The sequence below is a fragment of the Streptomyces sp. NBC_01176 genome, from assembly GCF_045039825.1.
Taxonomy (GTDB): Bacteria; Actinomycetota; Actinomycetes; order Streptomycetales; family Streptomycetaceae; genus Streptomyces.
On record NZ_CP108600.1, the window covers coordinates 7448496 to 7473972 of the forward strand.

20 protein-coding genes are annotated in these 25477 nt (G+C 72.1%); 6 read left to right on the top strand and 14 right to left on the bottom strand.

Features of this window, described 5'->3' with window-relative positions; all coding sequences use genetic code 11:
* Nucleotides 1-165: 165 nt before the first annotated feature.
* Together OG199_RS32305 and OG199_RS32310 are read right to left on the bottom strand one after the other, a co-directional pair.
* Nucleotides 166-711 (bottom strand): DUF402 domain-containing protein, encoded by a 546-nt coding sequence (locus OG199_RS32305; RefSeq protein ID WP_405832429.1) that lies wholly within the window; start codon nucleotides 709-711, stop codon nucleotides 166-168.
* Complete coding sequence (locus OG199_RS32310) at nucleotides 692-1621, bottom strand: GNAT family N-acetyltransferase (protein WP_405832431.1); 930 nt, start codon at nucleotides 1619-1621, stop codon at nucleotides 692-694. Before OG199_RS32310 ends, OG199_RS32305 begins: the two co-directional genes overlap by 20 nt.
* A gap of 103 nt (nucleotides 1622-1724) precedes the next feature.
* Between OG199_RS32310 and OG199_RS32315 the strand changes: the two genes are divergently transcribed.
* Entirely contained in the window at nucleotides 1725-2099 is a 375-nt protein-coding gene (locus OG199_RS32315) for a GntR family transcriptional regulator (RefSeq protein WP_266698008.1), read from the top strand.
* Nucleotides 2100-2546: 447 nt separating this feature from the next.
* On the opposite strand, the gene OG199_RS32320 is transcribed toward OG199_RS32315, so the two are convergent.
* Entirely contained in the window at nucleotides 2547-3641 is a 1095-nt protein-coding gene (locus OG199_RS32320; RefSeq protein WP_356803430.1) for a DUF5925 domain-containing protein, read from the bottom strand.
* 216 nt (nucleotides 3642-3857) lie between these two features.
* On the opposite strand from OG199_RS32320, the gene OG199_RS32325 reads away from it, so the two are divergent.
* Nucleotides 3858-5279: a GH39 family glycosyl hydrolase gene (locus OG199_RS32325; protein ID WP_405834742.1), complete on the top strand. Its 1422-nt coding sequence runs from the start codon at nucleotides 3858-3860 to the stop codon at nucleotides 5277-5279.
* 33 nt (nucleotides 5280-5312) lie between these two features.
* Here the strand turns inward: OG199_RS32325 and OG199_RS32330 are convergent, their stop codons facing one another.
* From OG199_RS32330 to OG199_RS32355, 6 genes are all read right to left on the bottom strand, one after another.
* Nucleotides 5313-9158 (bottom strand): lipopolysaccharide biosynthesis protein, encoded by a 3846-nt coding sequence (locus OG199_RS32330; protein ID WP_405832434.1) that lies wholly within the window; start codon nucleotides 9156-9158, stop codon nucleotides 5313-5315.
* A complete protein-coding gene (locus tag OG199_RS32335) occupies nucleotides 9151-9951 on the bottom strand; it encodes a polysaccharide deacetylase family protein (protein WP_356803426.1) in 801 nt (266 codons plus the stop codon). The genes OG199_RS32330 and OG199_RS32335 overlap by 8 nt, the downstream gene beginning before the upstream one ends.
* 76 nt (nucleotides 9952-10027) lie before the next feature.
* Nucleotides 10028-11032: a glycosyltransferase family 2 protein gene (locus OG199_RS32340; RefSeq protein WP_356803424.1), complete on the bottom strand. Its 1005-nt coding sequence runs from the start codon at nucleotides 11030-11032 to the stop codon at nucleotides 10028-10030.
* Nucleotides 11029-11847 (bottom strand): glycosyltransferase family 2 protein, encoded by an 819-nt coding sequence (locus tag OG199_RS32345; protein WP_356803423.1) that lies wholly within the window; start codon nucleotides 11845-11847, stop codon nucleotides 11029-11031. Before OG199_RS32345 ends, OG199_RS32340 begins: the two co-directional genes overlap by 4 nt.
* A 374-nt stretch (nucleotides 11848-12221) precedes the next feature.
* Nucleotides 12222-13316 (bottom strand): GNAT family N-acetyltransferase, encoded by a 1095-nt coding sequence (locus OG199_RS32350; protein ID WP_356803421.1) that lies wholly within the window; start codon nucleotides 13314-13316, stop codon nucleotides 12222-12224.
* A gap of 1 nt (nucleotide 13317) precedes the next feature.
* On the bottom strand, nucleotides 13318-13662 hold the full coding sequence (locus OG199_RS32355) for a hypothetical protein (protein ID WP_405832437.1): 345 nt from the start codon (nucleotides 13660-13662) through the stop codon (nucleotides 13318-13320).
* Between the two features lie 423 nt (nucleotides 13663-14085).
* Here OG199_RS32355 and OG199_RS32360 point away from each other — a divergent pair, with 423 nt between their 5' ends.
* A complete protein-coding gene (locus tag OG199_RS32360) occupies nucleotides 14086-14892 on the top strand; it encodes an SGNH/GDSL hydrolase family protein (RefSeq protein ID WP_401802973.1) in 807 nt (268 codons plus the stop codon).
* A gap of 6 nt (nucleotides 14893-14898) precedes the next feature.
* Here the strand turns inward: OG199_RS32360 and OG199_RS32365 are convergent, their stop codons facing one another.
* The 4 genes from OG199_RS32365 to OG199_RS32380 form a co-directional block, all read right to left on the bottom strand.
* Nucleotides 14899-16548: a serine/threonine-protein kinase gene (locus OG199_RS32365; protein ID WP_405832440.1), complete on the bottom strand. Its 1650-nt coding sequence runs from the start codon at nucleotides 16546-16548 to the stop codon at nucleotides 14899-14901.
* Between the two features lie 57 nt (nucleotides 16549-16605).
* Nucleotides 16606-18372, bottom strand: coding sequence for a sulfite exporter TauE/SafE family protein (locus OG199_RS32370; protein ID WP_405832442.1), 1767 nt, complete (start codon nucleotides 18370-18372; stop codon nucleotides 16606-16608).
* Nucleotides 18369-20165 carry a tetratricopeptide repeat protein gene (locus tag OG199_RS32375; RefSeq protein ID WP_405832444.1) on the bottom strand — a complete coding sequence of 599 codons (1797 nt, stop codon included), beginning with the start codon at nucleotides 20163-20165 and terminating at the stop codon, nucleotides 18369-18371. The genes OG199_RS32370 and OG199_RS32375 overlap by 4 nt, the downstream gene beginning before the upstream one ends.
* A gap of 116 nt (nucleotides 20166-20281) precedes the next feature.
* Entirely contained in the window at nucleotides 20282-21802 is a 1521-nt protein-coding gene (locus OG199_RS32380) for a DUF4331 domain-containing protein (protein WP_402177238.1), read from the bottom strand.
* Between the two features lie 253 nt (nucleotides 21803-22055).
* On the opposite strand from OG199_RS32380, the gene OG199_RS32385 reads away from it, so the two are divergent.
* The 3 genes from OG199_RS32385 to OG199_RS32395 all read left to right on the top strand — a co-directional run bounded on the left by OG199_RS32385 (nucleotide 22056) and on the right by OG199_RS32395 (nucleotide 23998).
* On the top strand, nucleotides 22056-22598 hold the full coding sequence (locus tag OG199_RS32385; RefSeq protein WP_401802960.1) for a sigma-70 family RNA polymerase sigma factor: 543 nt from the start codon (nucleotides 22056-22058) through the stop codon (nucleotides 22596-22598).
* 223 nt (nucleotides 22599-22821) lie between these two features.
* Nucleotides 22822-23613, top strand: coding sequence for an anti-sigma factor (locus OG199_RS32390; protein WP_356803522.1), 792 nt, complete (start codon nucleotides 22822-22824; stop codon nucleotides 23611-23613).
* A 115-nt stretch (nucleotides 23614-23728) separates the two neighbouring features.
* Nucleotides 23729-23998: a hypothetical protein gene (locus OG199_RS32395; protein WP_153291450.1), complete on the top strand. Its 270-nt coding sequence runs from the start codon at nucleotides 23729-23731 to the stop codon at nucleotides 23996-23998.
* Between the two features lie 283 nt (nucleotides 23999-24281).
* On the opposite strand, the gene OG199_RS32400 is transcribed toward OG199_RS32395, so the two are convergent.
* Nucleotides 24282-25472 carry a type ISP restriction/modification enzyme gene (locus tag OG199_RS32400; RefSeq protein WP_405832447.1) on the bottom strand — a complete coding sequence of 397 codons (1191 nt, stop codon included), beginning with the start codon at nucleotides 25470-25472 and terminating at the stop codon, nucleotides 24282-24284.
* Nucleotides 25473-25477 lie beyond the last annotated feature (5 nt).

The window sequence follows — 25477 nt, forward strand, 5'->3', positions numbered from 1 at the left end:
CGATTGACTGTCAGTGGTCGGTGTCACTCCGGGTCGCTCGGCTGGTTACGGCGACATGAATCCAGGTCGGAGCGGCGGCGATCACCGTTGAAAGAGGAACCACGTACGGCGTGGGGTAATTCCCCGCACCGAACCCGTCGATGGTGACTCGTTGTGCCTCTCCGACTACGCGGAAGTACTGTCCGTCCGGTGCCCGTGGTCGGACGCCGCATGGTCGGGCAGGGCCTCGAAGCCGCCCCTGCGGGCCAGGAGCTCGAGGGTGTCGAGGGCGGCGAGCGCGGCCGCCGCGGCCGCCGGATCGCTGGTCGCGAGGCCGCTCGCCGCGAACTCGTCCTCGTCCAGGCGCCGTACGTCCGTGCCGTCCGCGGAGCACCAAAGGTCCAGGTCGAGGTCCTCGACGACCAGTTCGCCGCCCGAGACGGTGGCCGGGCGGGTGATGTCGCAGTACCAGCCCTTGCGCACCCCCCGCGCGTCACGGACCTCCTTCACCGCGTACCAGCGGTCCCGCCAGTAATGCTCGGTGAGGACGTCACCCGGCTCGAACCGTACGAAACCGAAGTCACGGACGCCGCCGGCCGCCCACGGCGCGCGGACGGTGACCCGGGTGCCGTCGTCGTGGAGCACCTCGGCCGGGTAACGGATCTTCGTACGGCCGGACTTGACGAGGACCACCTCCAGACGGCGGGTTCCGTCAGTCGAGTTCGCGGACATGGCGCACCTCCGTGCCGCAGATCTCGTACCCGAACCACTTGTTGATCGCGATCATCGGCCCGTTGCCGCTGTCGTTGCCGGTGAACGCCTCGGTGCAGCCGGCGGCGCGGGCGCGGTGCAGGGAGTCGTTCTTGGCGAGCTTGGCGAGGCCGCGACCCCGGAAGGCGGCGGCGGTGCCCGTCATCACGGTGCCGTAGCGGGTGCCGCCGTCCGTGCGGGCCGCGCTGAAGGCGGCCGGCCGGCCGTCGACGAGTGCGACCGTGGTCAGTTCGGCACTGAACAGGGGGTGGTGCCAGGTCTCCCGCAGCCAGGCCTGGTAGTCCGTGAACTCGTGCGGGATGTCACCGGGTTCGTCGGTCGACGTCTCCGCGTCCAGGGCGAACAGCGGGCGCGGGTCGTCGGCGAAGTCCGATGCCGCGCGCAGTTCCACGCCCGGCGGCGGGTCCTGACGCGGCGGCAGGGCGCCGCCCGCCAGGTCCAGCCGGAGGAAGTGGGCGGAGCGGCTGGCGCGGTAGCCGTGCCGCTCGGCGAACGCCCGGTTGTCCGGCTCGTCCAGGACCCAGGCGAAGAGCCTGGTCGCGCCCAGGGCCGCGAGGTGCCTCTCGGCGGCGCGCACCAGGAGCGAGCCCGCGCCCCGGCCCGTGCGGTCCGGGTCGACGTACACGTTGAGATAGCCCTGACCCGGCTCCGGGCTGTCGTACGCCATGCCGACCTGGGCCGTGCCGACCACCTCGCCGTCCACTTCGGCGACCAGCGGGCGGTAGTGGGCGTCGGGGTGCGCGTGGGTGACGTCGTACGCGAGGGAGCCGGGGGTGTACAGCACGTAGGGGAGCGCACGGTTGCGGACACGGGCGAAGCCCTCGGTCTGCCGCCGGTCGTCGGGGCGGAGGTCGTCCACGATCACAGTCATGGACGCGCACGCTACGCGCGGGGCGGCTCCGGACACCTCTCATTTTTCGGCTGCCTCCGCTCCGGTACCTCCCATCACCCCGCGGGTACGGGACAATCGCCGCGTGACACTGAAGATCCACATCGATGAGGGGGCCGCGCCCTACGAGCAGGTGCGCGCCCAGATCTCCGGGCAGGTCCGTTCCGGGGCGCTGCCGGTCGGCTACAAGCTGCCCACCGTACGGGGGCTGGCCGAGGAGCTGGGCCTCGCCGCGAACACGGTCGCCAAGGCGTACCGGGCACTGGAGTCGGACGGGGTGATCGAGACGCGGGGGCGCAACGGCACGTTCGTGGCTGCCGCCGGTTCGGCGGCCGAGCGCGAGGCCGCGTCGGCCGCGCAGGCGTACGCCGAGCGCGTGCGGCGCCTCGCGCTGACCGAGTCCGCCGCGCTCGACGCCGTACGGGATGCCCTGCGGGCGGCCTATGACGAGGGGGCCTAGGGCGTACGTCCCTCGACGCCCCGCGCCCTCCGGGGCCCGGGGGATGCGCTCCGCGGAGGCGCCGGGCTGTCCGCGGGCCCGCGTTCTCGGGGGTCGGGTGCTCTCCTGACGCCCTGGCGTCCCGGGTGCTCCCGGCGTCCCGAACCGGGTGCCCGGCGCCTCAGACGCTCCCGGCGTCCGGGAGCCGGATGTCCGACGTCCTGGGTGCCGGAGTCCGGGAGGCGGATGCCGGGGCGCCCCAGGTGCTCTCGGCGCCCCGGACGCCCCCGGCTTCCCGAATCTGACGCTCCCGGTGCCAAGAGTGCTCCCGGCATTCCGCGTACCCCCCGGTGTCCCGGCTACCCCGGTGTCCCGGGTACCCCCGGCGTCCCGGGTACCCCCGGCGTCCTGATTGACCCCCGGGCCCCGACGCCTCCCGGCTATCCCGGACGTGCGGCCCCCCGAGCCCTACAAATACAGCCCCGCGTCCGCGCCGTCCCGCGGGTCGGGGACCGACGTCGGGGTGGTGCCCCGGCGGAGCGCGTACAGCTCGGCCAGTGTGGCGCCCTCGCGTGAGATGCCCTCCTCCGTGCCGAGCCAGCCGACGGCCTCGGAGCGGGTCAGCGGGCCGACCTCGATCCGGGCGAGGCAGCGGCCGGGGCGGACCACGGCGGGGTGCAGGCGCTCCAGGTCCTCGTTCGTGGTCACCCCCACCAGGACGTTGCGGCCCTGGCCGAGGAGGCCGTCGGTGAGGTTGAGCAGGCGCGAGAGGGCCTGGCCCGCGGTGTGCTTCGCCTCGCCGCGGATCAGTTCGTCGCAGTCCTCCAGCAGGAGCAGCCGCCAGCGGCCCTTGCCCGTGCCGTCCTCCTCGCCGATCGCGATGTCCATCAGATAGCCGACGTCGGAGAAGAGCCGCTCGGGGTCCAGGACGCAGTCCACCTGGCACCAGTCCCGCCAGGAGCGGGCCAGGGTCCGCAGCGCGGACGTCTTGCCGGTGCCGGGCGGGCCGTGGAGCAGCAGGAGCCGGCCCGCGATGTCCTCCGGGGTCGTCTTCATCAGGCCGTCCATCGCGTCGGCGACCGGGCCGGTGTAGTTCGGCCGGACCTCCTCCCACGTGCCCGCGGAGATCTGCCGCGTGGTGCGGTGCGGGCCGCGGCGCGGGGACACGTACCAGAAGCCCATCGTCACGTTCTCGGGCTGCGGTTCGGGTTCGTCCGCCGCGCCGTCCGTCGCCTGGTCGAGGACCTTCTCGGCCAGCTCGGCGCTGGTCGCGGTGACCGTGATGTCCGCGCCCCGGTTCCAGCGGGACACCAGGAGGGTCCAGCCGTCCCCCTCCGCCAGCGTCGCGCTGCGGTCGTCGTCGCGGGCGGAGCGCAGTACACGGGCACCCGGTGGGAGCAGGGTCGCCCCGGACCGTACCCGGTCGATGTTCGCCGCGTGCGAGTGAGGTTGCTCGCCCGTCGCGAAGCGGCCGAGGAACAGCGCGTCGACGACATCCGACGGCGAGTCGCTGTCGTCGACGTTGAGCCGGATCGGCAGTGCGTCGTGTGGGTTGGCAGACATGCCGCCATGATCCGTCACCAAGGGGACCCGCGCACGGGATTTCCGCAGCCTGTTGCCGGTGTTCCCCTGGACGCGCCCCAGTTCAGCCGCCTTCCGGCCGGACGACCGGGTGGCCGCCGCGGGGCCACGGGCGCCCGCATCCCCGGAAAATGTGGCAATCCTGTGCGTCCACAAGCCCTGTCCGGCGGCCGATCCGCGCCGTTACTGTTGCCCATGATGGGACGTCATGGGTGGAATTCGGGGGCACAGCGGTGGCGGCTGACCGCGCTGCTCGGCGTGGGGGTGGCCGCTCTGGCCCTGGTGGTGACCCTGCTCAACACCTTGCCGGGGGACGGCGCGAGCACCGCGGGCACGACCCGTGACGGGGACAAGGTGCACGGCACACCGGCCACCCCGCCCGGGACGCCGCAGCCGGCGGTGGGCTGGGGCTTCACCCACACCCAGTTCAGCGCCGACGAGGGCAGCGGCGCGGCCACCGAGCGCGTCGAGGGGCTGCTGGAGAAGCCGTCACTGCCGCAGAACCAGCACATCATGGGCTGGGGCGCCGGCAATCCCGAGCCCTCCAAGGGCCGCTACGACTTCACCGAGATGGACCGCCGCATCGACTTCGTCCGCAGGTCCGGCGGCACGCCGGTCGTCACCCTGTGCTGCTCGCCCGACTGGATGAAGGGCGGCAGGCCCGGCGCGAACCACACGAACTGGAGCCAGGCGTCCCTGGAGACCGCCCCCGACCGCGCCCACTACAAGGACTACGCCGAGCTCGCCGCGACCGTCGCCAGGCGCTATCCGGACGTACGTCACTTCATCGTCTGGAACGAGTTCAAGGGCTTCTGGAACAACGCGGAGGCCCGCTGGGACTACGAGGGCTACACGGAGCTCTACAACCTGGTCTACAAGGCGCTGAAGAAGGTCGACAAGGACATCATGGTCGGCGGGCCCTATCTCGTCATGGACAGCTTCGACCCGCGCCAGAAGGAGAACGCGTCCACGACCGTGAAGGGCACCTGGGGCGCCATGGACCAGCGTGTCCTCGACGCGTTCGACTACTGGAACAAGCACAGGGCGGGCGCCGACTTCGTCGTCGTGGACGGCTCCAGCTACACCAAGGACGACGAGCTGCTGCCCGACGAGTTCACGGCCACCGAGAAGCTCACGGCCGTCGGGGACTGGGTGCGCGCGCGCACGCACGGCCTGCCGCTGTGGTGGGCCGAGTACTACGTCGAACCGGCCGACGGCAACGACGACCGCAAGGGCTGGTCCGAGACCCACCGCGTCGCCGTCCAGGCCGCCGGGATGATCGCGATGGCCCGCGGCGGTGCCACCTCGGGCTTCTACTGGAACCCCGAGGAGGAGAAGGGCTCCGGCTGCGCGGGCTGTCTGTGGACGCCGACCGACGGCGCCGACGGGGGCGCGGCGCTGCCCATGCTCGACCTGGTCTCCCGCTTCAGCGCGGCGTTCGGACCGGGGGCCAGGTACGAGACGGTGTCCGTCGCCGCCGACGACGTGCCCAACGTGCGCGTCCTCGCCACCGACAGGACCGTCCTCGTGGTGAACACCAAGGACCGGCCGATCAGCGCGCGGGTCGACGGCCGGAAGTTCGCCATGGGGGCGTACGGGGTGAAGTGGCTCACCCGGTGAGCCGTCCCACCCCGTACGACCCGTTCCGACCCGTCACTTCATGGTCAGGAAACGCTGCACCAGCGAGGCCAGCAGTACCGCCAGCAGCGGCAGCGAGAACCAGAAGCTGCTCTGCAGCCACCGCAGCTGCCGCACGCTCGGCCGCACCGCGACCCGGACGATCTCCCGCGTGGTCAGCATCACGACGAGCGCCACGGCCGCCAGGGCGCCGACGACCGACCACGGCGTCCAGGTGATCTGCGGACCGATCGGCCCGGGATCGGCCTTCGGGACGTTCCCCGCGGGCTGCTCGCGCAGCGCGTACACCGTGGCGTCGCCGTTGCCGAGGACCTTCCTGAGGTCCTGCCGGTCGTCGAGGCTGTGGATGAGCCGTGCGGGCCAGGTCGCCGAGTAGCCGACGTCCATCTGGAGGTAGACCACCTGACTGCGGTTGATCATGAGGTACGAGTTCGGGCCCGCGTCCTTCAGGGACTTGACCAGACCCGCCACCAGGACCGGATCGGTCGGCGCCAGCGTGGGCACGTACTGGACCTTCTCCATGTCCTTCGTGCCCCACGGCATCGCGGGCGTCACGTTGTTCACGGTGTCATTGCTCAGCCACAGCAGCCGGACGGTCGGGTCGTCGTGCGCGTACACGTATGTCATGGCCGCGACCTCGCCCGGCCGGATCCGCTCGAACGACTCGTTGCCCCAGCGGGCCACCAGGAAGCCGCCCATCAGGAGCAGGCCCGCCACGAGGGCGGCGAGCGGGGCGAGGCTCGACCGGTCCTTCTCGCGCTCCTTCGCGGTGACACCGGTGCGCGGGAACAGGGCGAGCCCGGCGAGCAGCGCCGCGCCGGGCAGGGCGAACATGAAGACGCGCAGGGCCATTTCGCCGCCGTACGACTGCATGCCGAAACCGAGGAACGGCACGAAGGTGAGGACCAGCAGCGACCGCTCGCGGTACTTGTGGTCGCGCCGCCGCCACCAGCCCCAGCAGGCGAAGGCCATCACACCGCCGGCCAGCAGCACGCGCGCGTAGAGGACGAGTTTGTGGGTCGAACTGCCGCCCTGGATACGGCCGGAGACGGACGTCGACACATTGCTGCCGACCCCGCCGACCCCGCCGAACAGCTCGTTGAAGTGCCCCGACCAGTACGGCTCGGCCATGAAGCCGATCCAGACGGAGACCAGCACCGCGAACAGGACGGGCAGGCCGCGCAGTTCGGAGCGGCCGACGAGGACGAGGACCGCGAGCACACCCAGCATCACGAACGGGGTGAGCTGGTGGGCCGGGACGCTCGCCGCGAACAGGCCGATCAGCACCAGGAGCAGGACGGCCCGCTGACGCCGGTCGGTCGGTTCGACCTCCGCCTCGCCCGGCCGTGCCTTCGTCCAGAGCACGCGCGGTGCCCGGAACCACACCAGGAGGACCGCCACGAAGGCGAGGTAGAGCAGATAGGTGAAGCCCTGCGGGGAGAAGTAGTCCTGGCCGACCCAGCCGCTCAGGACGAAGATCCAGATGCCGGTCCACTTGGCGCGCCAGCTCGCCCGCAGTGAGCGCACGAGCAGGAACATCGGTGCCAGGTAGAGGAGTTGCATGGTCAGCGGCCACCAGCGGATCACCTCGGTGAGGTCGCCCGCGCCGCAGGCCCTGGCGACGAACGCGGCCGCCGCGAAGAAGCCGGGCCAGCTCCAGCGCGCGTCGAGGTCCGGCACGGCCGACCCGGTCCGGTCGATGTAGTCGAGGAACCCGAGGTGCTGCCAGGCCGTCGCGAACCGCGGTTCGGTCTCGATCACCGCGGGCAGCGCGTGCAGCGAGACCACGGTGGCGAGCAGGGTGACGAGCAGCAGTCCCTTGTGCTCCCCGTTCAGCCAGAGCAGCGAGGCGAAGACGGTGATCAGCAGGGCGGCGCCCACGAGGGTGGGCAGCGGCAGGACGGAGATGAGGCCGAGGCCGCCCATCCGGTCCAGGGAGGCGTCGTCGAGGCCGAGTGCCGGGACCCAGTAGAGGAGCAGGGCGCAGACCAGCAGACAGGCGAGTGCGACGCCGGGTTTGGACGGGTGGCGCAGACGGTCGAGCAGGGACGGCGGCGGGGCGGCGCTGTCCGCCGGGTACGGATCGTCCTGGACCGGTCGCGGCGTGTCCGGCGTCCCCGGAGGCGTGCTGTCCGTGCTGCCCTCCGCCTCGAAGGGGGCGTCGATCTCCGGAGCCTGCGCCGGGCCCAGGGACGCCTCGGAGCCCGGCTCGCGGGACTCGACCGGCAGTCCCACCGGCGTCGGCAGGGGCTGCGGGCGCAGCGCCCAGGTCGGACGGTGGTCGGGGCGCGCCGTCGGTGTCCCGCTGGGCGGAGTGCCCGGCCCCGGGCGTACGTCCGGGCGGCGCTCCTGGTGGTCGAAGTCGACGTGGATGCCGAGGGCGAGGGTGTCGGAGTCGAGGGCCCAGGCGGGCCGCTTCGGCTCGCTCGGCTCGGCCGCGGGCACGTCGCGCGCGCCGAGGTCGGCGAGGTCGCCGTCCGGCGCCGCGCCCTGCGGCAGTTCGGCGGGCGGCGCGTGCCGCACGATCTTGAGCAGTCGGGGCGCCGCGATCGACACGATCACCGCGAGGCTGGAGATCTCCGCGACGCCCGCGCCCGTCAGCCCCATGCGGGGCAGCAGGATCACCGTCAGGCCGAGCACGAGGACGCACAGCAGGCCCTGCAGATAGGCGAGCCCGGAGGTGCGGCTCTGCGCGCGCAGCACCGCGAAGTAGGTCTCCATGACGACCCGCAGCAGCGCGCCGACCGCGAACCAGCGCAGCAGCGGGGTCGCCGCGTGCGCGTATCCCTCACCGAAGACGTGCAGGATGAACGGCGCGCCGAGGAACAGCAGTCCGCACACCGGCAGCATGATCCGGACCATCCGCTTGAGCGCGGCCCGGGTGTTCGCCGCGAGCCGCGCCGGGTCGTGCGAACCCTCGACGGTCAGCGAGGCGCCCATGTTGATGGCGAGCAGGTTGACCGTGCCGCCGATCGTCGTGGTGATGTAGAAGTACGCGTTGTCGGAGGAGCTGACCTGCGAGGCGACGATCACCGGGACGAGGTAGACCACGGCGAGCGAGAACAGGGAGCCGGTGTAGTCGCCCGCGAGGAAGCGGCCGATCTCCCTGAGGGAGGGCGGCTTCGCACGGTCCTCGGTCGCCTTGATGTGCCGGGGCACCAGGCGCCGGAAGACCAGCAGCCCGAGCGGCACGACCGACAGGGCGATCGCGGCGACCCAGGAGACGAAGACACCGCTGGTGGGGATCGCGGCGGCCAGGCCGATGAGCAGCACCAGCTTGACCGCGGAGAACACGGTGTTGCCCACCGGCACCCACAGCGCGCTGCGCAGCCCGGTCAGTACCCCGTCCTGCAGCGTCAGCAGCGACCAGGCGACGACCGCGAGGATGAACCCGAGGCCGTTGAGCGGTCCGTGCAGGAAGCGGTACGAGGGACCCCACAGGTTCAGGGTGAGCAGGAAGACGACGGCGGCCACCGCCACGACCACCGAACTGCCCGCGTAGGTGCGGAAGATCAGGCGCCCGGTGGCGCGCCCGGCGACGGGGATGAAGCGGGCCAGGGCGCCCGTCAGCGTCACCGCGGTCACCCCCGCGAGGAGCTTCATCGCGGCGATGGCGGCGGATCCCTGGCCCACCGCCGAGTCGGTGTAGTAGCGGGCGGCGATCAGCCAGTATCCGAGCCCGAGCACCGCGGAGATGCCGGTGTTGAGCATCAGGGCGTAGGCGTTGCGGAACAGCTGGTTGCCGCCGCCTCCGCCGCCCTTGCGGCCCCGGCCGGGCAGGCGCAGCCGGCGTCCCGGCCGCGGTTCGGACGTGTCGGTCGTGGGCGAGGAAGCCTGGGTCGTGGTCGTCGTGTCAGACACGGGAACGAATGGCCTTCCGGCGGACCTGTCGTGCTCTTCGGACCATGGCGTACCCCTTGGTCAGGGCACGGTCCCGGGCGAAACTGCGGGCGATCGCACGGCCCTCGACGAGCCGCTCGAACTCCTCGACACCGGTGCTGCGGCGCACGGTGACGCGTTCCAGGGCGTACGGGCCCTGCCGCCGGCGCGCCAGGGCGTTGCCGACGGCGAGGGACTGGGCGAAGCCCGCCTCCCGCACCGCGCGGCGCACCCGGCGGCTGGAGTAGCCGTAGGGGTACGCGAACGAGCTGGGCCGGGTGCCCAGTTCGTCGGCGACGATCTCCCGGCAGCGCCGCACCTCGAACCGGAGCGCGTCGTCGTCGATCTGGTCCAGCTGCGGGTGCGTGTGGCTGTGCCCGCCGATCTCGACCTGTACGGCGGCGAGTTCGCGCACCTGGTCCCAGCTCAGCATCGTGTCGAGGCCGCCCCCGGTGTCGTACGCGCCGCGCAGCCAGCCCGTCGAGACGAACAGGGTGGAGGCGAAGCCGTGCTTGGCGAGCACGGGCAGCGCGTGCCGGTGCACGCCCTCGTATCCGTCGTCGAAGGTGATCAGGACGGGCCGGGTGGGCAGGGCGGCGCCGAAGCGCCACCCCGCCGCCAGCTCCGCCGTGCCGACCGGGGTGAATCCCCGGTCCCCGAGCAGTGCCATCTGCTCGGCGAACGCCTCGGGTGCGACGGACAGGGCGCGCGTCGCGTCGTTGGGCGCGGCGGCGATCGAGTGGTACATGAGGATGGGCACGGGGGAGTCGCTCACGGGGCGCCGCCTTCCGCGCGGACGCGCGCGGGCCGCGTGCCGCCGTGGCGCCCCGTGCCGGACACGGGTCCTGTTCTCACGCCGCCGCCCCCTCACGCCCCGGACCGTCCCCGATCTCCACCACCGAGAACACCGCCCCGCCCCTGCGGGCCCGGAGACTGCCGAGTACGTACCCACCGGCCGCGGTGAGGACCCCGGCGACGATGGCGCCGGCGCGGCCCGCGCCGCCCGGGCGGGCCAGCACCGCGTCGCGCACGCCGCGCACGACTCCGGCGGGCAGGACCCGGGTGGTGTACCGGCGCTCGGACTCCAGGCCCTTCGCGGCGCCGACGCTGCGCGCCACCAGGGCCTTGGACAGACCCTCCGCGTAGGTGCGGGTGCGGAAGTACGCGAAGTGCTCGCGCGCCCGTGGTACCCGGTGGTGGATCACCGCGCGGTCGTCGATCAGCAGGATCGCGTCCGGCCTGGCGCGGGTGAGCCGGATGCACAGCTCCGTCTCCTCGCAGCCCAGCGGACGCTTGTCGCCGTCGCGTCCGATGCCGGTCGCGAAGCCGCCCGCCGCGTCGAACGCCGTACGGCGGAAGGAAGCGTTTCCGCCGAGGACGTTGCGGACCCGGACCCTGCCCTCCGGCAGGCCCTTGTACGTGCAGCCCACCACCCAGTCGAACTCCTCGGGGAACCAGGCCGGACGGCGGCCCGACGCCCAGATCGGCATCGTACGGCCGCCGACGGCCATGACCCGCGGATCCGCGTACCCGGCGGCGAAGTGACGCAGCCAGTCCCGCTCGGCCACGGCGTCGTCGTCGAGGAACGCGATGATCCCGCCGCGCGCGGCGGCGATCCCGGTGTTGCGGCCGGCGGACAGGCCGCGCGGGCCCGCGTTGGCGAGCACCCGCACCGCGTCGGTCTCCTTGTACTCCCTGCCGAGCCGCTCCAGCAGCGTGGGGTTGTGGTCCACGACGAGGAGCGTCTCGAGGGCGGGCAGTGACTGCGCCCGTACCGAGGAGACCGCCGCGAGGATGTCCTCCCAGCGGTCCTCGGTGTAGACGCAGACCACCACGGAGATGTCGGGACTGCTCAAGACACCTCTCCCTGACCCGAGTCGAGCTGCGAAGCGTGCGGCCGACGGCGCAGCGCGCGCCGGTTGGAGCGCTCCTTGAGGATGACCCTGAGGACCCGCAACCCGTCCCGCACCGCGCGCAGGTTGCTCGCGCCGTGGATACGGAGGTACTCGTGGCTGGGGATCTCCTGCACCTTGAGACCCGCCTTGACCACCCGGATGTTCATCAGGGTCTCGACCTCGAAGCCGGTGCAGTCGAGGTCGATCTCGTCCAGGCAGTGCCGCCAGAACGCGTTGTAGCCGTAGCAGAGGTCGGTGTAGCGGGCGCCGAACTTGGCGTTGACGACCGCGCACAGCACCCTGTTGCCGAGCTTGCGGACGGGCGTCATGTCGGACGTGCCGCCGCCGTTGGCGAACCGCGAGCCCTTGGCGAAGTCCGCCCCGGACACCAGCGCGGACACATAGGACACGATCTCGTGTCCGTCGGCCGAGCCGTCCGCGTCGACCATCACGATGATGTCGCCGGTGCACGCCTCGAACCCGGTGATCAGTGCGTCGCCCTTGCCCTTGCCGCGCTGCTCGACGACCTTGACGTCGGGCCAGAGTTCCCGGGCCACCCGGACGGTGTCGTCGGTGGAATTGCCGTCCACGAGAACCACTTCGTGTATCCAGCCGGGAAGTGTCTTGAAGACGTAGGGGAGATTCTCCGCCTCATTCATGGCGGGGATCACCACACTCACCGGTGGCGCAATGGCCAGGTGAGAGGAGATCGGCCGGTATTTGCCGACCGCTAACGGATCATCGCCCGAAATGGCTGGGCGCAGGACTGAGCTCATGAGTCTGGTCCCTCTCGTCCGGTGGACCGCCCGCCCCTGGGGCGGTCCGTCTCTTTGTCCGGTTCGAAAGGGGGGTTCTCACTTACGGCATGCCGAAATCGATCTCCGTGCGTGCCGGGTGAGCTGGCAAAGCTGGCCGGCTCCCGGAAAAGCGGAAGCCGACCGCGCGGCACGGCTCGGCACAAGTGTGGTCACCGAGCACGGCACCCCCCTACCGCGCCCCGTGCCGGACCCTCTTCGCGATCTTGAGCCCTCCCCTAGATCGCATACGCATGACGGTCCGATGCGGGTGAGATGTATGACGATATTGACGATTGTGTCTCTATGGCAAGGCCTGGAACGTGCCCCCACGTTTTTGTTGGTTTGGCCGTTACCTAACGACTCGAACGGATTTTCCCCATCCGCTTGAGAATTCTGTCGGCGGGCTCGAAGAGCTCCGGACGCGACAGCACCATGTTGCGCAGCGCCCGGACCGGAGCGCGCCGCGCCCTGTGTCCGACCGCGACCGGGTGACGCCGCGTCACCCACCCCTCGGACACGGTGAGTTCCCGCGTCTTCAGGGAGTCCTTGTATTCCTTCTGGCCCCGCCCGAGATCCAGATAGGCAATTCCGTCGGCCGCCGCCGCCTCGGCCATCCGCAGATGCATGATCAGCCCCGGCGAGTACTTCGCGAACGCCGGATCGTAGGCCGGGAACCAGCAGGCGAGGACCCGCTCGGTGCGCAGCCCGAAGTGCGCGGCGACCGGCTTCCCGTCGGCGTACAGCACGGACAGGATGCCCGCGAACGACTCGGAGCGGGTGTGGAAGAGCTGCAGCACCAGATGGTTGATCCAGGCGTGCGCGAAGCGGTCGCTGCGCCCGGTTCTGCGGTACTGCGCGGACTTCCAGTCCATCAGGGTGCGCAGGGCCGCGGGGTCGCGCTCGTCGTGGACGTAGCGCACCTCGCCGGCGTCCCGGCCGAGCCTGCGCTCCTTGGCGAGCGTGGTGCGGGTGAACTTCGGCGAGCGGGCGCGCAGTTGGCGCAGATACGTTTCGTAGCCCTGGTCGACGTCCATGACCGGCGAAGGGAAGGTGCCGGAGGCTCCCGCCTCGAACGGCGGCTGACCCTCCACCAGATGGTCGAACTCCCATACGGCGAGTCCGCACTCCCGCAGCAGGTCCTGGGCGTCCCAGGTGAACCCGGGGCGGTGCACCAGACCCTGGCAGTCGGAGACGCCGAGGCCGACGGCCCGTCCGACGCCGGTGGTGGATCTCTGGAACGGGAAGAACGCCGTGGGCTCGCCGTCCTCGCGGGCCACCGCGATCCGTACGCCCCGCCGGCAGCGTCCCACCGCGAGAGTGAACTCCGGGGACAGGAAAGGATTCGCCAGCTCCGGCGAGCCGTTCAGATGGGCCTTCGACTGCAAAGCCGTCCAGGCCGCCCGGTCGGCGGTGCTCAGCTCGCCGGGGCGGTACACGCGTATGTCCACTTCAGGAGGTCCGTCTTCTCGCGGTACGGCCGCGCAGCCGCCGTACCAGTACCAGCAGGAGGACGAGGGAGCTGATGGCGGCCACGGCCACGATCCCGCCGGGGACCGACCAGCGGTGCACCGCCAGCATGCCCTGGGCGACGAGGAGATCGACGGCGATCGCTCCCGCGACGGACACCACCGTGCGGGCGAAGGGATCCAGCCCGCGCAGCGCGGCCCCGACTGCGGCTCCGGGCGCGGCGAGCAGGAAGAACAGCGTGAACGGGCCGCGCAGCGAGGAGTCCACGTCGGTGAGCGCGAGCACCGCGCCGACTCCCGCGACGGCCACCGCCACGCCCGCGAACAAGGGGACCAGGTCCCTCCCCGGATCCTGTCCCGACCGCTCGTCACTGTCTGGTGAAGGTGACTTGATGCCTAAGGTCTGCATTGGCGACTTTGCCCCCCGAAGCGCCGGATGCCGGGCTTCAATGTCGCGCAGGGGGCTGGTGGCCGTCAAGATGCGGTGGGCACTGATGCGGGCTTCTTGGGCGACTTCAAACCTGTGACGGCCTTGTTCCGTGCACCTTTTCCGAAGACGCCGTCCGCTCCGGACGAACTGTGCCGCGGGCCCGCCGAGTTGGTTGCGGACAGGAACGTGCAACCACGATGCCGCCGGTGAGCGCGGTGCGGCGGCCCGGACCGTCGCGGAAATCTTTGGCATGGACACTTCCTGTCAACACGCGTAGCTGCTACCAAAGTTGTGGCAGAGATCCTGCTAAAGGGAGGTTCCATGAGACGTTCCCGAATTACGGCATACGTGGCCTCACTCCTCCTCGCCGTCGGCGGTGCCCTCACCGGGGCAGCGGCGGCGCAGGCGTCCCCCACCGCGGCCGCCACCGGATATGTGGCTCTCGGTGACTCCTACTCCTCGGGGGTCGGCGCCGACAGCTACATCAGCTCCAGCGGCGACTGTCTGCGCAGCACGAAGTCGTACCCGTACCTCTGGGCCGCCGCTCATTCACCCTCGTCGTTCGCCTTCACGGCCTGTTCGGGCGCCCGTACGGGTGATGTCCTCGCCAACCAGCTCGGCCCGCTCAACTCCTCCACCGGCCTCGTCTCGATCAGCATCGGTGGCAACGACGCCGGCTTCGCCGACGTCATGACCACCTGCGTACTCCAGTCCGACAGTGGCTGTCTGTCCCGGATCGCCACCGCCAGGGCGTACGTCGACTCGACGCTCCCCGGTCAACTCGACTCCGTCTACTCCGCGATCAGCGCCAAAGCACCCGCCGCCCACGTGGTGGTGCTCGGCTATCCCCGGTTCTACAAGCTGGGCGCGACCTGCCTCGGCCTCTCCGACACCAAGCGCGCCGCGATCAACGGCGCCGCCGACTACCTGGACAGTGCCATCGCCAAGCGCGCCGCCGACCACGGCTTCACCTTCGGCGACGTCAGGACCACCTTCACCGGTCACGAGCTCTGCTCCGGCAGTGCCTGGCTGCACAGCCTCAACCTGCTGGACATCACCGAGTCGTACCACCCGACCGCGGCCGGCCACTCCGGCGGCTATCTGCCGGTCTTCACCGGCGTGGCCTGACCGGCCCTACGGCGAGGCGGAAGCGGAGGCCCCGTCCGACGGGGTCTCCGTCACGCACGTGACCGTGAACGGGACCGAGTCTGACGATGTGTGCACCGGGCTGCGGACCTCCACCCCGATCGCGTTCCGGTACGTCCCGCTCGCGTCGTACGTCGTGACGACGACCGACTTCCGCGCGGTCCTGCCGTCACCCGCCGAGAACGACAGGGTCTTCCAGCCCGGGTCGGAGACCTGGCCGGTCTCCGTCACCCAGCGGTACTCGACCCGCGCCGGCACCCGGCCCACCGTGAACGTCGCGGTGAAGACGGGCGCCTGGGCCTGCGGCGGCGGACAGGCCCCGGAGTAGTCGGTGTGCGCACCCACCACCGTCACCCGCACCGACTGGGCGGGCGGCGTACTCGTCCGGCCGCCGGGCGACGGGGTGGCCGGAGAGGCGCCGCCGGACGCCGCGGCACCGTTCGCGCTGCTTCCCGACGGCGAACTGCCGTCGCCCGCGCCCTTGTCGGTGCTGTCGCCGCTGCCCGTGCCACTGGAGCTGGTGGTGCCCTCCCCGCCACTGTCGTGGTTCATCAGGGCGTAGGTCAGTCCGCCCAGCGCGAGAGCGAGCGCGGCCACCCCCGCGATCACGGCGACGGCCGCCCGGCGGTTGCGGACGGGCTCCGTCGAGGCCGGGGTGTCGGTGACGGGCGGGAACGACGGGTAGCCCCGCGTCGGACCCTGCGGATACGGCGTGCCGTGGTCCCGGCGCGGCGGACCCTGCGCGGGCTCGGGGAAAGCGGAGACCGTCGGCGTCCGGGAGCTCGCGGTCGAAGGGCCCGCGGCCGGGGAGCCGCCCGCGCCGATGATCCGCAGGTCGCTCTCCGCCTGCGCGGCGCTCATCCGCTCCGCCGGGTCCTTCCTCAGCAGCCCCTCGATCACGGGAGTCAGCTCTCCCGCCCGGCGGGGCGGCGGCAGCGGCTCGTCGACAATGGCGCGCAGCGTGTTGAGGGGGGTGTTGTACCGGAACGGCGAGTTGCCCTCGACCGCCGCGTACAGCAGCACCCCGAGCGACCACAGGTCCGACTCCGGCCCCGGCGTACGGCCGAGCGCCCGCTCCGGGGCGAGGAACTCGGGCGAGCCGATGACCTCGCCCGTCATGGTCAGCGCCGAACTGCCCTCGACCGTCGCGATACCGAAGTCCGTGAGCACCACCCGGTCGTCGTTCGACAACAGGACGTTCGCCGGCTTCACGTCACGGTGCAGAACCCCCGCCTCGTGCGCGGCCCGCAGCGCGGAGAGCACTTCGGCCCCGATGTGCGCGGCGCGCCGCGGGGAGAGCGGCCCCTCGGCGTCCAGGAGGTCGGAGAGGGAGATCCCGCGGACGAGTTCCATCACGATCCAGGGGCGGCCGTCCTGCGTCGCCACGTCGTACACCGTGACCACGTTGCGGTTCGGCACCCGGGCCGCGGCCCAGGCCTCGCGCTCCAGGCGCGCGTACATCCGCTCGACCTCGGGCCCCATGAGCCCGGCGGGCGCGCGGACCTCCTTGACCGCGACCTCGCGGTGCAGCACCTCGTCCCGGGCACGCCACACGGTCCCCATTCCGCCCTGGCCCAGAGGGGAGAGAAGACGGTAGCGGCCCGCGATCACACGTTCACTGCCCGGCTCTTCGGACACGGGTGTCCCCCCATTCGTATCCGTCGCGCATCCGCGTGATTTCTCCACAAAAGTAGCTCAACCGAGTGCGGATGCCGCCCCCTTGAACACCAATCCGGCGCCCAGGGCCACGACGACGAACGCCGAACCCAGCGGCGCCGTCCTGCGGACCAGGGCCGCTGCCGTCCCCTCGGCCCACCGCGGACGCTTGGCCAGCGCCCGGTTCATGCCACTGCCGAGCTTGACGACGGCGAACCCGGCCGCGGTCAGGGTGAGGGCCAGCCCGACGCCGTACGCGAGCACGAGGAGGAGGCCGAACCACGCCTGTCCCAGGGCCGCCGCGCCGACCAGGACGACGACGGCGGACGGACTGGGCACGAGCCCGCCGGCGAACCCGAGCAGGATCGTGCCGCGGATCGTGGGGGCCACGGCGTGGGTGTGGGTGGACCCGCCGTGGGTGTGTTCGAGGGTCGGCGGGACCGTGCGGCCGTGCGGGTGGTCGTGGTTGTGATGGCGGTGGTCGGGGTGGTGCGGGTGCTCGCGCGGCGCACCGCCGGGGTGGTGCGCGCCGTCCTTGACCGTCGCGACGGCGGACGCGTGGGCGTGCGCGAGGACCAGCGGGCGCTGGCGCCGCTCGGCGGCCTCGTGGGGGTGGTCGGGGTGGTCGTGCGTGGAGCCGTGGGGGTGCTCGTGTCCGTGTTCGAGGCCGTGACCGTGTTCATGGCCGTGGTCGTGGTGGTGGTGGTCGCCGCCATGGTCGTGGCCATGTGCGCGGCCCCCGCCGCGCCTCGGCGGGAGCCCCTGTCCGGGTGCCCTGTTGCGCCATGCGCGCCGTACGAGCGTGACGCCGGCGCACGTCACCAGGACGCCGCTCGCGATGCCCAGCCACGCGATCACGGAGGGCGCGGCGGCGGAGCCGGCCGTCACCAGGAGGCCGAGGGCGACGACGCCCAGGGTGTGGGTGACCGTGACCGAGGCGGCCAGCGGCAGCACGTCGCGCAGCCCGGCCCGGCCGCCCCGGGCCGCCGCCGTCGCGGCCATCAGTGTCTTGCCGTGGCCCGGCGCGAGCGCGTGCATCGCGCCCAGGCCCACCGAGACGACCAGGGCCAGCATGGCGAAGCCGAGGGTGAGGTCGTGCCGGGCGACCAGGTTGTCCAGGGCCCGGGTCCAGCGGTCGGCGCCGCGCGGGAGGACGGAGGCGCCGGGCGCGGCCGGTCCCTCCTCGGTCAGCGCGGGGCCGCCGGGCCGGATCCGCAGAGAGGCGGTCGCGGTGTCCGCGGGGGAGGAGAGCAGCGCCTTGGGGTAGCCGGTCAGCTCCCGGGACACCGACGTCCTCGGTACGTCCGACGCGGTGAGCGTCATCCGGTCGCCGCGCGCGGTGATCTCGCGCCAGCCAGGTCCCCGGTCGGCCCCCGCGCCGCGGAAGCCCAGCGACACCGTGGCCGCCTCGGGCAGCGGGGCCGTCAGCCGGCACTCGACACGCAGGGTGTCGAGCCCGGCCTGGCCCGGGCGCAGCCTCGCCCGGCTCGCGGCGACGGTGAGCGGGACCGTCCGCCCGTCGACACTGGCCCTGCTGCCGTGCGCCGCCGTCCCGCAGCGCTGCCGGGCCCAGTCCGCCATACCGAGCTTCTCGATGTCGGGCTTCGCCTGGGTGGCCGGGATCTCCGCGAGGTCCTCGACGTGGTCGACGCGCAGTTGTCCGGGGGCGGCGACGAGTCCGTCGTACCGGTTCACGGTGAAGTTGCCCAGCGGATGCGCGCTCGCGGCGCCGCCGGGCACCAGGACGAGGGCGCAGGCGGCGGTGAGCACGGCCGCGCACGAGGCGAACAGTCGGCGCGGCGTCACTGGTCGTCCTCCAGGGCCTTACGGGCCGCACGGGCACCCAGCGGGGAGAAGCCCGCGTTCAGGTCGAGGGCCGCCTTCAGCGAGGCGCGGGCCTCCTTGCGGTGGCCGGTGACGCGCTCGATCATGCCGCGGTGGTAGAGGAAGGACGCGTTGCGGTAGCCGGTGGCCGTGGCCCTGCGGGCGTACGGAAGGGCCTCCGCGTCACGGCCGTTGACGTGCAGCGCCCAGGCGAGCGCGTCCGCCGTGTGCACGGTGTGGCGGCGGGCCCATTCGTCGCGGGCCGCCTTCAGCGCGGCTCCGCGGTCGCCGTGGTCGGCGGCGGCGAGGGCGGTGTCGAGGTCGGCGTCGACGCCGTAGGAGTGGGCGAGCGCGATCCACGCGTCCACCAGCGCGTACTGGTCGTGGGCCTTGCGCGCGTCGCCCGGATTGCCCCGCGCCTCGTACAACTCGCCCAGTTCCACGAGGGGCTGGGGCAGCGGGTAGCGCTCCACCACCTGTTCCATGCCCTTGATCGCCGCCGCGTCGTCGCCCCGGGCGGCCTGGGCGCGGGCACGGCCCTCCAGTGCCGGGAGGTAGGTGTCGTCGGCGGCCAGCGCCCGCGCGTAGTAGGTGAGGGCGTCCGTGTACCGTCCCTGGTTCCAGGCGAGTTGACCGAGCGCGCTGGCCACGTACGAGATGTCGCCCCGGCTGGTCGCCGTGCCGAGTGCCTGCTCGAGGACCCGGCGTGCTGTCCTCACGTCGCCGCGCAGTTCGTGCACATAGGCGTACCGCGTGAAGACGGGGACGCCCGGGCGGCGCGAGTCGGCCAGGTCGGCGGCCTTCGATGCCTCGGTGTAGCGGCCGAGTTCGACCAGCGCGTCGATACGGGAGGAGAGGGCGCGCTCGCTGTACGGGTTCTCCTCGAGCACCGTGTCCGCGTAGGTCAGGGCGCCGGTGAAATCGTGCCGTGCCGCGGCGAGGGCGGCCCGTCCCGCGAGCGCCGACTCGTTGCCGGGGCGCAGCTTCAGGGAGCGGTCCAGCGCCTGCTGCGCCTGGGGGTAGCGGGAGGGGTCGCCCTTGGTGCGGGCCTGTTCCACGTACGCCAGTCCGAGCGTCGCCCAGCCGCCGAAGTCCTTCGGCTGGGCCCGGAGGTGGGCCTGCAGCGCGGTGATGCTCGTGTCGAGGTCGCCACTGGCGAGGAGTTGCGGAGAGACGGCGCTCGGCGCGGCGGCGACGGTGGCGCCCGAGCCGCTCCTGACGGCCCCGACGACCACGGCCCCCGCGGTGAGTGCGACGGCCAACGACGCCGCGCAAGCGACGAGTTGCACGGTCCGCCAGCGGCGTGCCGAGGCGGAGACCCGCCGGACGGCGGCGACCCGTTCGTCACCCGCGCCGGTCCGTTCGTCACCCGCGCCGGCCTCGCCGCTCACCGTGCCCGGCCCGCCGCCGTCCGTGGAGTCGTCCGCGCGCTCCTCGCCGGCCGCGTCCTTCTTGTTCTCCTCGGGGTTCACCTCGGTCACCTCGGTCACCTCGGTCACCTCGGTCTCCGCGGTCACCTCGGTCTCCGCGGTCACCTCGTTCCGCCCGTCGACCGCCGTCTCCTCCTCCGCGGCGGCGACGGTCGTGTCGTCGGACGTCGAGGGGGCGTGCGCGCGTGTCGTCCGGTCGGCGGCCGCGACCCGTGCCCGCGCCGCGGACCGCGCGGGCGAGTCCTTCGCCGTGCGGATCGGCGGAGCCGGATCGGGCTCCGTCGTGGCGACCGACCGCTCGCCGGGTTCGCCCTCCGGCGCGCTCTCGTTCGTACGCGGGGACATGCCCACTCCTCAAGGTCCTAGGGGGGAACGTTCGTTTCGTGCGGGGGAGGGAGCGGCGCGGCCCGTGCCGTGGGGGATGGGGAGTACGGGCCGCGCCAGTCGGTGGGCCGGGCCGGTCAGTAGGCCCGGTACATGCGGCGGCGCCACCACATCACGCCGGCGCCGATCAGCAGGACCCCGGCCACGCCCGCCGCCGCGGAGCCCGCGATCAGCATGGTGTCCGTGCCGCCCGAACCCGTCTGGATCGCGTCACCCAGCTGGTTGCGGACGTTGTTGCCGGTCCCCTTCGCCAGCGAACCGCGCGAACCCGACGTCGGCTCGGCCAGGTACGGGAAGGACTTCTCGAACTTCTTGTCGTTCTTGTCGACCGAGTCGGTCAGGCCGGTCTTCTGGCCGAGGAGTTCGCCCTCGACGACCCGTAGCGACGCGTCGATCACGTCGTCGGAGAGCCGACGCCCGTTCGGGAAGCCCGCGTTGTCGCCGTCGAGCACACCGAGCCGCTTGGGATGCATGCTCGGCTTGATGGAGGTGTTGAGCCGCAGCTCCTCCGAAGGACGCACGTGAGGCGGCTGGTTGAGGCCCTTCACGCCCTTCAGGAACACGTCGACCAGGTCGTTGCGCGGCTCGGCCGGTGCCTTGATCTTGTAGATCCCCTCGATGAGCTTGGGCAGCTCCGGGTTGGTCACGTTCTTCAGGAACTGGGCGTCGTCCCAGGGCGCGGACGCGTTGAACTTGTCCTTGTCCTTCTGGGGGTTGACGACCTCGTTGACCAGCGGGCTGCCCAGCCGCGAGACCTGCGTCCAGTCGCCGCGGGCGTCCGCGCGCTGGACCGTGGACCAGATGCCGACGACGGGCTGCCCGGCGGACTCCCGGATCATGTCGTTGGGCACCTGCAGGGCTATCGAGTTGACGTTGTAGCCCTTGAGGGTGTCCCGCCCGACCTCGGACAGGTTGCCGCCGTACAGCAGGTCGAAAACCCGCAGGTCCAGGAAGAACGGGTCGTCCGCCTGGCCGGCGAACGTGGTGGAGTCACCGGCGAGCTTGTACACCGCCTGGTTGCGCAGTTTGGTGTAGTCGGGCATCGACGCCTTGCCGACGTTCGACGGCGCGACCGGGATGTCGTCCGCGACCTTGGTCTTGGAGACCAGCTTCTGGTTGTGCAGCCGCAGCAGATCGATGTCGTACGTCTGCGTGATGTTCAGGTCGGGGTCGTCCAGGCTGCTGACCGGACCCGTGTTGTAGAGGAAGGTGTCGCCGTTCTTCCGGTGCGTCCTGAAGGTATACCGGTAGATCAACTCGCCCTGCGCGTCACCGTTGTTGTCGATGTGGATGTCGTACTGGGCGTCGTCGGCGAACGTGTAGAAGTTCGGTCCGCCGGCCGGTTCCTCGAAGGGGATGAAGTTCGCGATGAGCGTCGTCGTGTCCGGCTTGTCCGGACTCACGAAGGCGTACACGTCGGTGTTGTCGTACTGCGGGGTCCCCGAGATCAGCGGGGCCTCCCGGTGGCTGGAGGCGGAGGCCGCCCCCGGTTCCAGCACGGTCACGCCGGCGGCCGCGAGCCCACCGGCGGCCAGCGCACCACAGATGAGAGTCACGAGACTCCTGCGTCCCACGCCACTCCTGGAGATAGGTGTCATGCCGTCCGTCCTCAGATCCCAATTGCCTGACGCACGCCATTCGGAGCGGTCGCAGCGGTGGATTGGTCGAATCCCAAACGTTCTTACGGCGGGTTCGGCGACTCGTCTCAGCGGGCGGCTGGCTTCTTTTCGCGGCTCTTTCGCGGTCGACCCGCTTTTTCGGACCGCTGATCCGTAACCCATCCGAAGGACCGCTCGCTGCGAACACGTAGGTGAAGGACCGGGCCGTGCGCGCCCGGAGAGGGGGGAACGAGTGGAGGCGGACGAACTTCTGGTGCTCGTGGCCGGAGGCGACCAGAAGGCATTCGAGGAGTTGTACGGGATCGTGTCCGGACCCGTGTTCGGACTGGTGCGCAGGGTGGTGCGGGACGCCGCCCAGTCGGAGGAGGTGTCCCAGGAGGTGCTGCTCGAACTCTGGCGCTCCGCGGCCCGCTTCGACCCCGGCCGGGGCAGCGCGCTGTCCTGGATCCTCACCCTCGCGCACCGGCGGGCCGTCGACCGGGTCCGCAGCGCCCGCGCGGCCACCGAGCGCGAGCAGCGCGAGGGGCAGCGGGCCCACCACCCCGCCTTCGACCAGGTCGCCGAGGAGGTGGAGGCCGGGCTCGAACGTGAATGGGTACGACGCTGTCTGGACCGGCTCACGGTCCTCCAGCGGCAGTCCGTCACCCTCGCCTACTACGACGGCTACACCTATCGTGAGGTCGCCGACCGGCTCTCCCTGCCGCTCGGGACGGTCAAGACGCGCATGCGTGACGGTCTGACGCGGCTGCGCAACTGCCTGGGGGGTGCCGCATGAGCGGGGCCCGGCTCCCCTGGAGCCACGACGACGGAACCCGGCACCCCGGCGCCGGAGGCGCGCACCCCCGTGGCAGCGCCGACCGGGTCGACGCCGGTGGCGTCCGACCGCTTCACCCGCGCGCCCGTCACCCCTTCCGGCATCTCCCCACCGGTACTCACCTCCTCCGAACCCGCGTTCTGGACCTGCCCAGCAGCGCCCGGCATCTCCTGGGAGGCGTCGCATGAGCGTCCTCGACCGTCTGCTGCGCCGCGATCTGCACTCGCTCGCGGCGCCCTACGCCCTCGACGCGCTGGAGCCCGACGAGCGCCACCGCTTCGAGCGGCATCTGCGCGGCTGCGCACGCTGCGAGGCCGAGGTGCGGGCGCTGGGCGAGGACGCGGTGCGGCTCGCCTGGTCCACCGCGGCCCCGGCCCCGGCCGCGCTGCGCGAGCGGGTCCTGACCGCTGTCCGCACGACCCCGCAGGAACCGGCGTCGCCGGGCGGCGCACCGCGCCCGCGGGCGGCGCACGGACCCTCGCGTGCGCGGGACCCGCGCTTCCGTCCACTGTTCGCCCCGTTCGCCACCGCGACCGCCGCCGCGGCCCTCGTCGTCGCTTCCCTGTTCGCCGTACAGGCGACCCAGACCCAGGACAAGCTGGACCAGGAGCGGGCCCAGGCACGTGAGATCGCCCACGTTCTGGCGGCGCCCGACGCCCGCGCGTCCGGTCAACGGGACGCGCAGGGCCGCGGGATCGGTGTCGTCGCCTCCGCGTCGGAAGGGCGCGCCGTCGTGACACTGAGCGGACTCGGCACTCCGTCAGGGGGGCGCGTGCACCAGCTGTGGCTCATGCGCCCCCAGGCGCGACCGCGCTCCCTCGGGCTCTTCGAGGGCGACACGCCCTTGATGGCCACCGGACTGAACACTCGGGCGACGTCACTCGCAGTGACCGTCGAGCCGCACGGCGGCTCGGTGCAGCCCACAACCGCGCCAGTTGTCCAACTCACCCTGAAATCTGTTGGATTCGGAGAGTAATCGTCAACACCCTTACGGGGAAGGTGAATCCTGTGACCGCGATACACGAGTGCCATGAGGGAGCGATAGGGTTAGCCTGCCCGGGCCGGGTGGACTCGTACGGGTGGGGAGAGACATGGAACAGATAACAGTGCGCAGCAGGGCACGTGTCCCTGCGATCACCTGCGGGAGCAGCGCGACCAGTTCGCGCCTCGACCGCCATCTGGCGGTGCTGGGTGGCCCTGCCATACCGCAGCGCGAGACGGTCGAGGCGACGTCGCTGATGCGTGAGCTCACCGCGCGTGACACCACGCACGACAACAACAGCAGGGGCGCGCGCGTACGGCGGGTCTCGCTCTTCGCACCTCTGAAACGACTTCGTCGATCCCTGTTCGGTGGCCACTAGTCCGGTCACGCGGTACCCGACCCGCGCTCAGGCGACCACACCGTCCCCGGCGCGCACGCTGCGCTCTCGCCGCCCGTCATCCCCACGGCGCGCAGCGTCGCCCGGGTGTGTCCCCGGGCGCGGGTGAAACCCTCTGCTCGTACGCGCCCTGACTCCCGCCCGGCAGCGCGCGGATCCAGGCGACACTCTCCCGGCCCACGGGTCCCCGGCCCGAACTCGGACCAGCCGGTCGCGGGCCCGGAGCCGGCTCACCGGTCCCCGGCCCAGACCCGGTGCCGCGGTACTAGAGCAGCGCGAACTGGCCCTCCGGGCCCTCCTCGTGGTGATCGAGAACGGACGCCGGCCGTCGTGCCGCCTCCGGCACCGGCAGCACCCCCGCCGCGCGCAGCTCGCTCGCGCCGATCGGCGCCTCCCGCACCGTCAGCTCCGCCTGCCGCTGCCGCAGTTCCCCGAACAGTGCCAGCACCGTGACCAGTTCGAGCAGCTCGGAGGTCCGGGTCTGCGGCCAGGCCGAGGGCCCGATCGCCTCCAGAGTGCCCGGTCCGCCCGGCCCGGTCCGCTCAGCGAACCACTGCTCCAGGACGCGCACCCCGCCCACCTCGAAGTCCCAGGCGTGCGGCGGCACGGGGGAGATCCGGCCCTCGCCGAGATACAGGGCCTCCTCTTCACGGTCGTAGCGCAGTTCGAGGGGGGAGGCCGGGAGCGGTGCGCGGACGTACGGGCGACGGCCTCCGGGCAGTTTGGGACGCTCGCCGTCGCGCCGTGTCAGCCGCAGCATCCCGCGGCCCAGCTCGACCCCGCGCTCCCAGACCTCCGGGTCGGCGGTGAGGGGGACGACACGGCCGCCGCCCCGGCCCGGCCGCGCGACCGCCACCGTCCACGCCAGGACGTCCAGGGCGTCGGGAGAGCGGCCCAGCCGGGCACCCAGGTGTTCCGTCAGGCCGGGCGCCAGGTTCGGTTCGAGGCCGCCCGGCCGCCGGTAGAGGGGCCGGATCCGTCCGCCGCGTCCGGCACCGAGCGGCAGGAGGGAGGTGGCGAGCAGGACCGGCCCCGGTGCGCCGGGCACCACCGTCTGCTCGACCACGAACGCCTGCCGTTCGTCGGCCACCCGCCACAGCTCGGGACGCGCCGCGTCGATCAGCCGGTGGTCAGGGATCAGCCACTGCTCGTCGAACGGGCCGTGCAGGACACGCACCGGCTCCGGGCAGGGACCCGACTCGCGTGCGAGGCGCCCCGTCCCGGTCGACTGCCCCGGAAGCTGCGGGACCGCCGACCGCGGGGTGCGCGAGCGGCTGGAGCCGAACAGCGCCTCCCGTTCCGGCCCCTCGGCCTTGAGCAGGGCGTTCCACCGCGCTCCGAGGGACGAGGCGTCGGGAGCGACCGGCCACCCCCGCCCCAGCCTCGGCGGTGCGACCGACCACGGCATGAGGTCCGCGAGCAGCGGAGCGTCGTCGTCGTGCGTCACGCTGGGCATCGTAC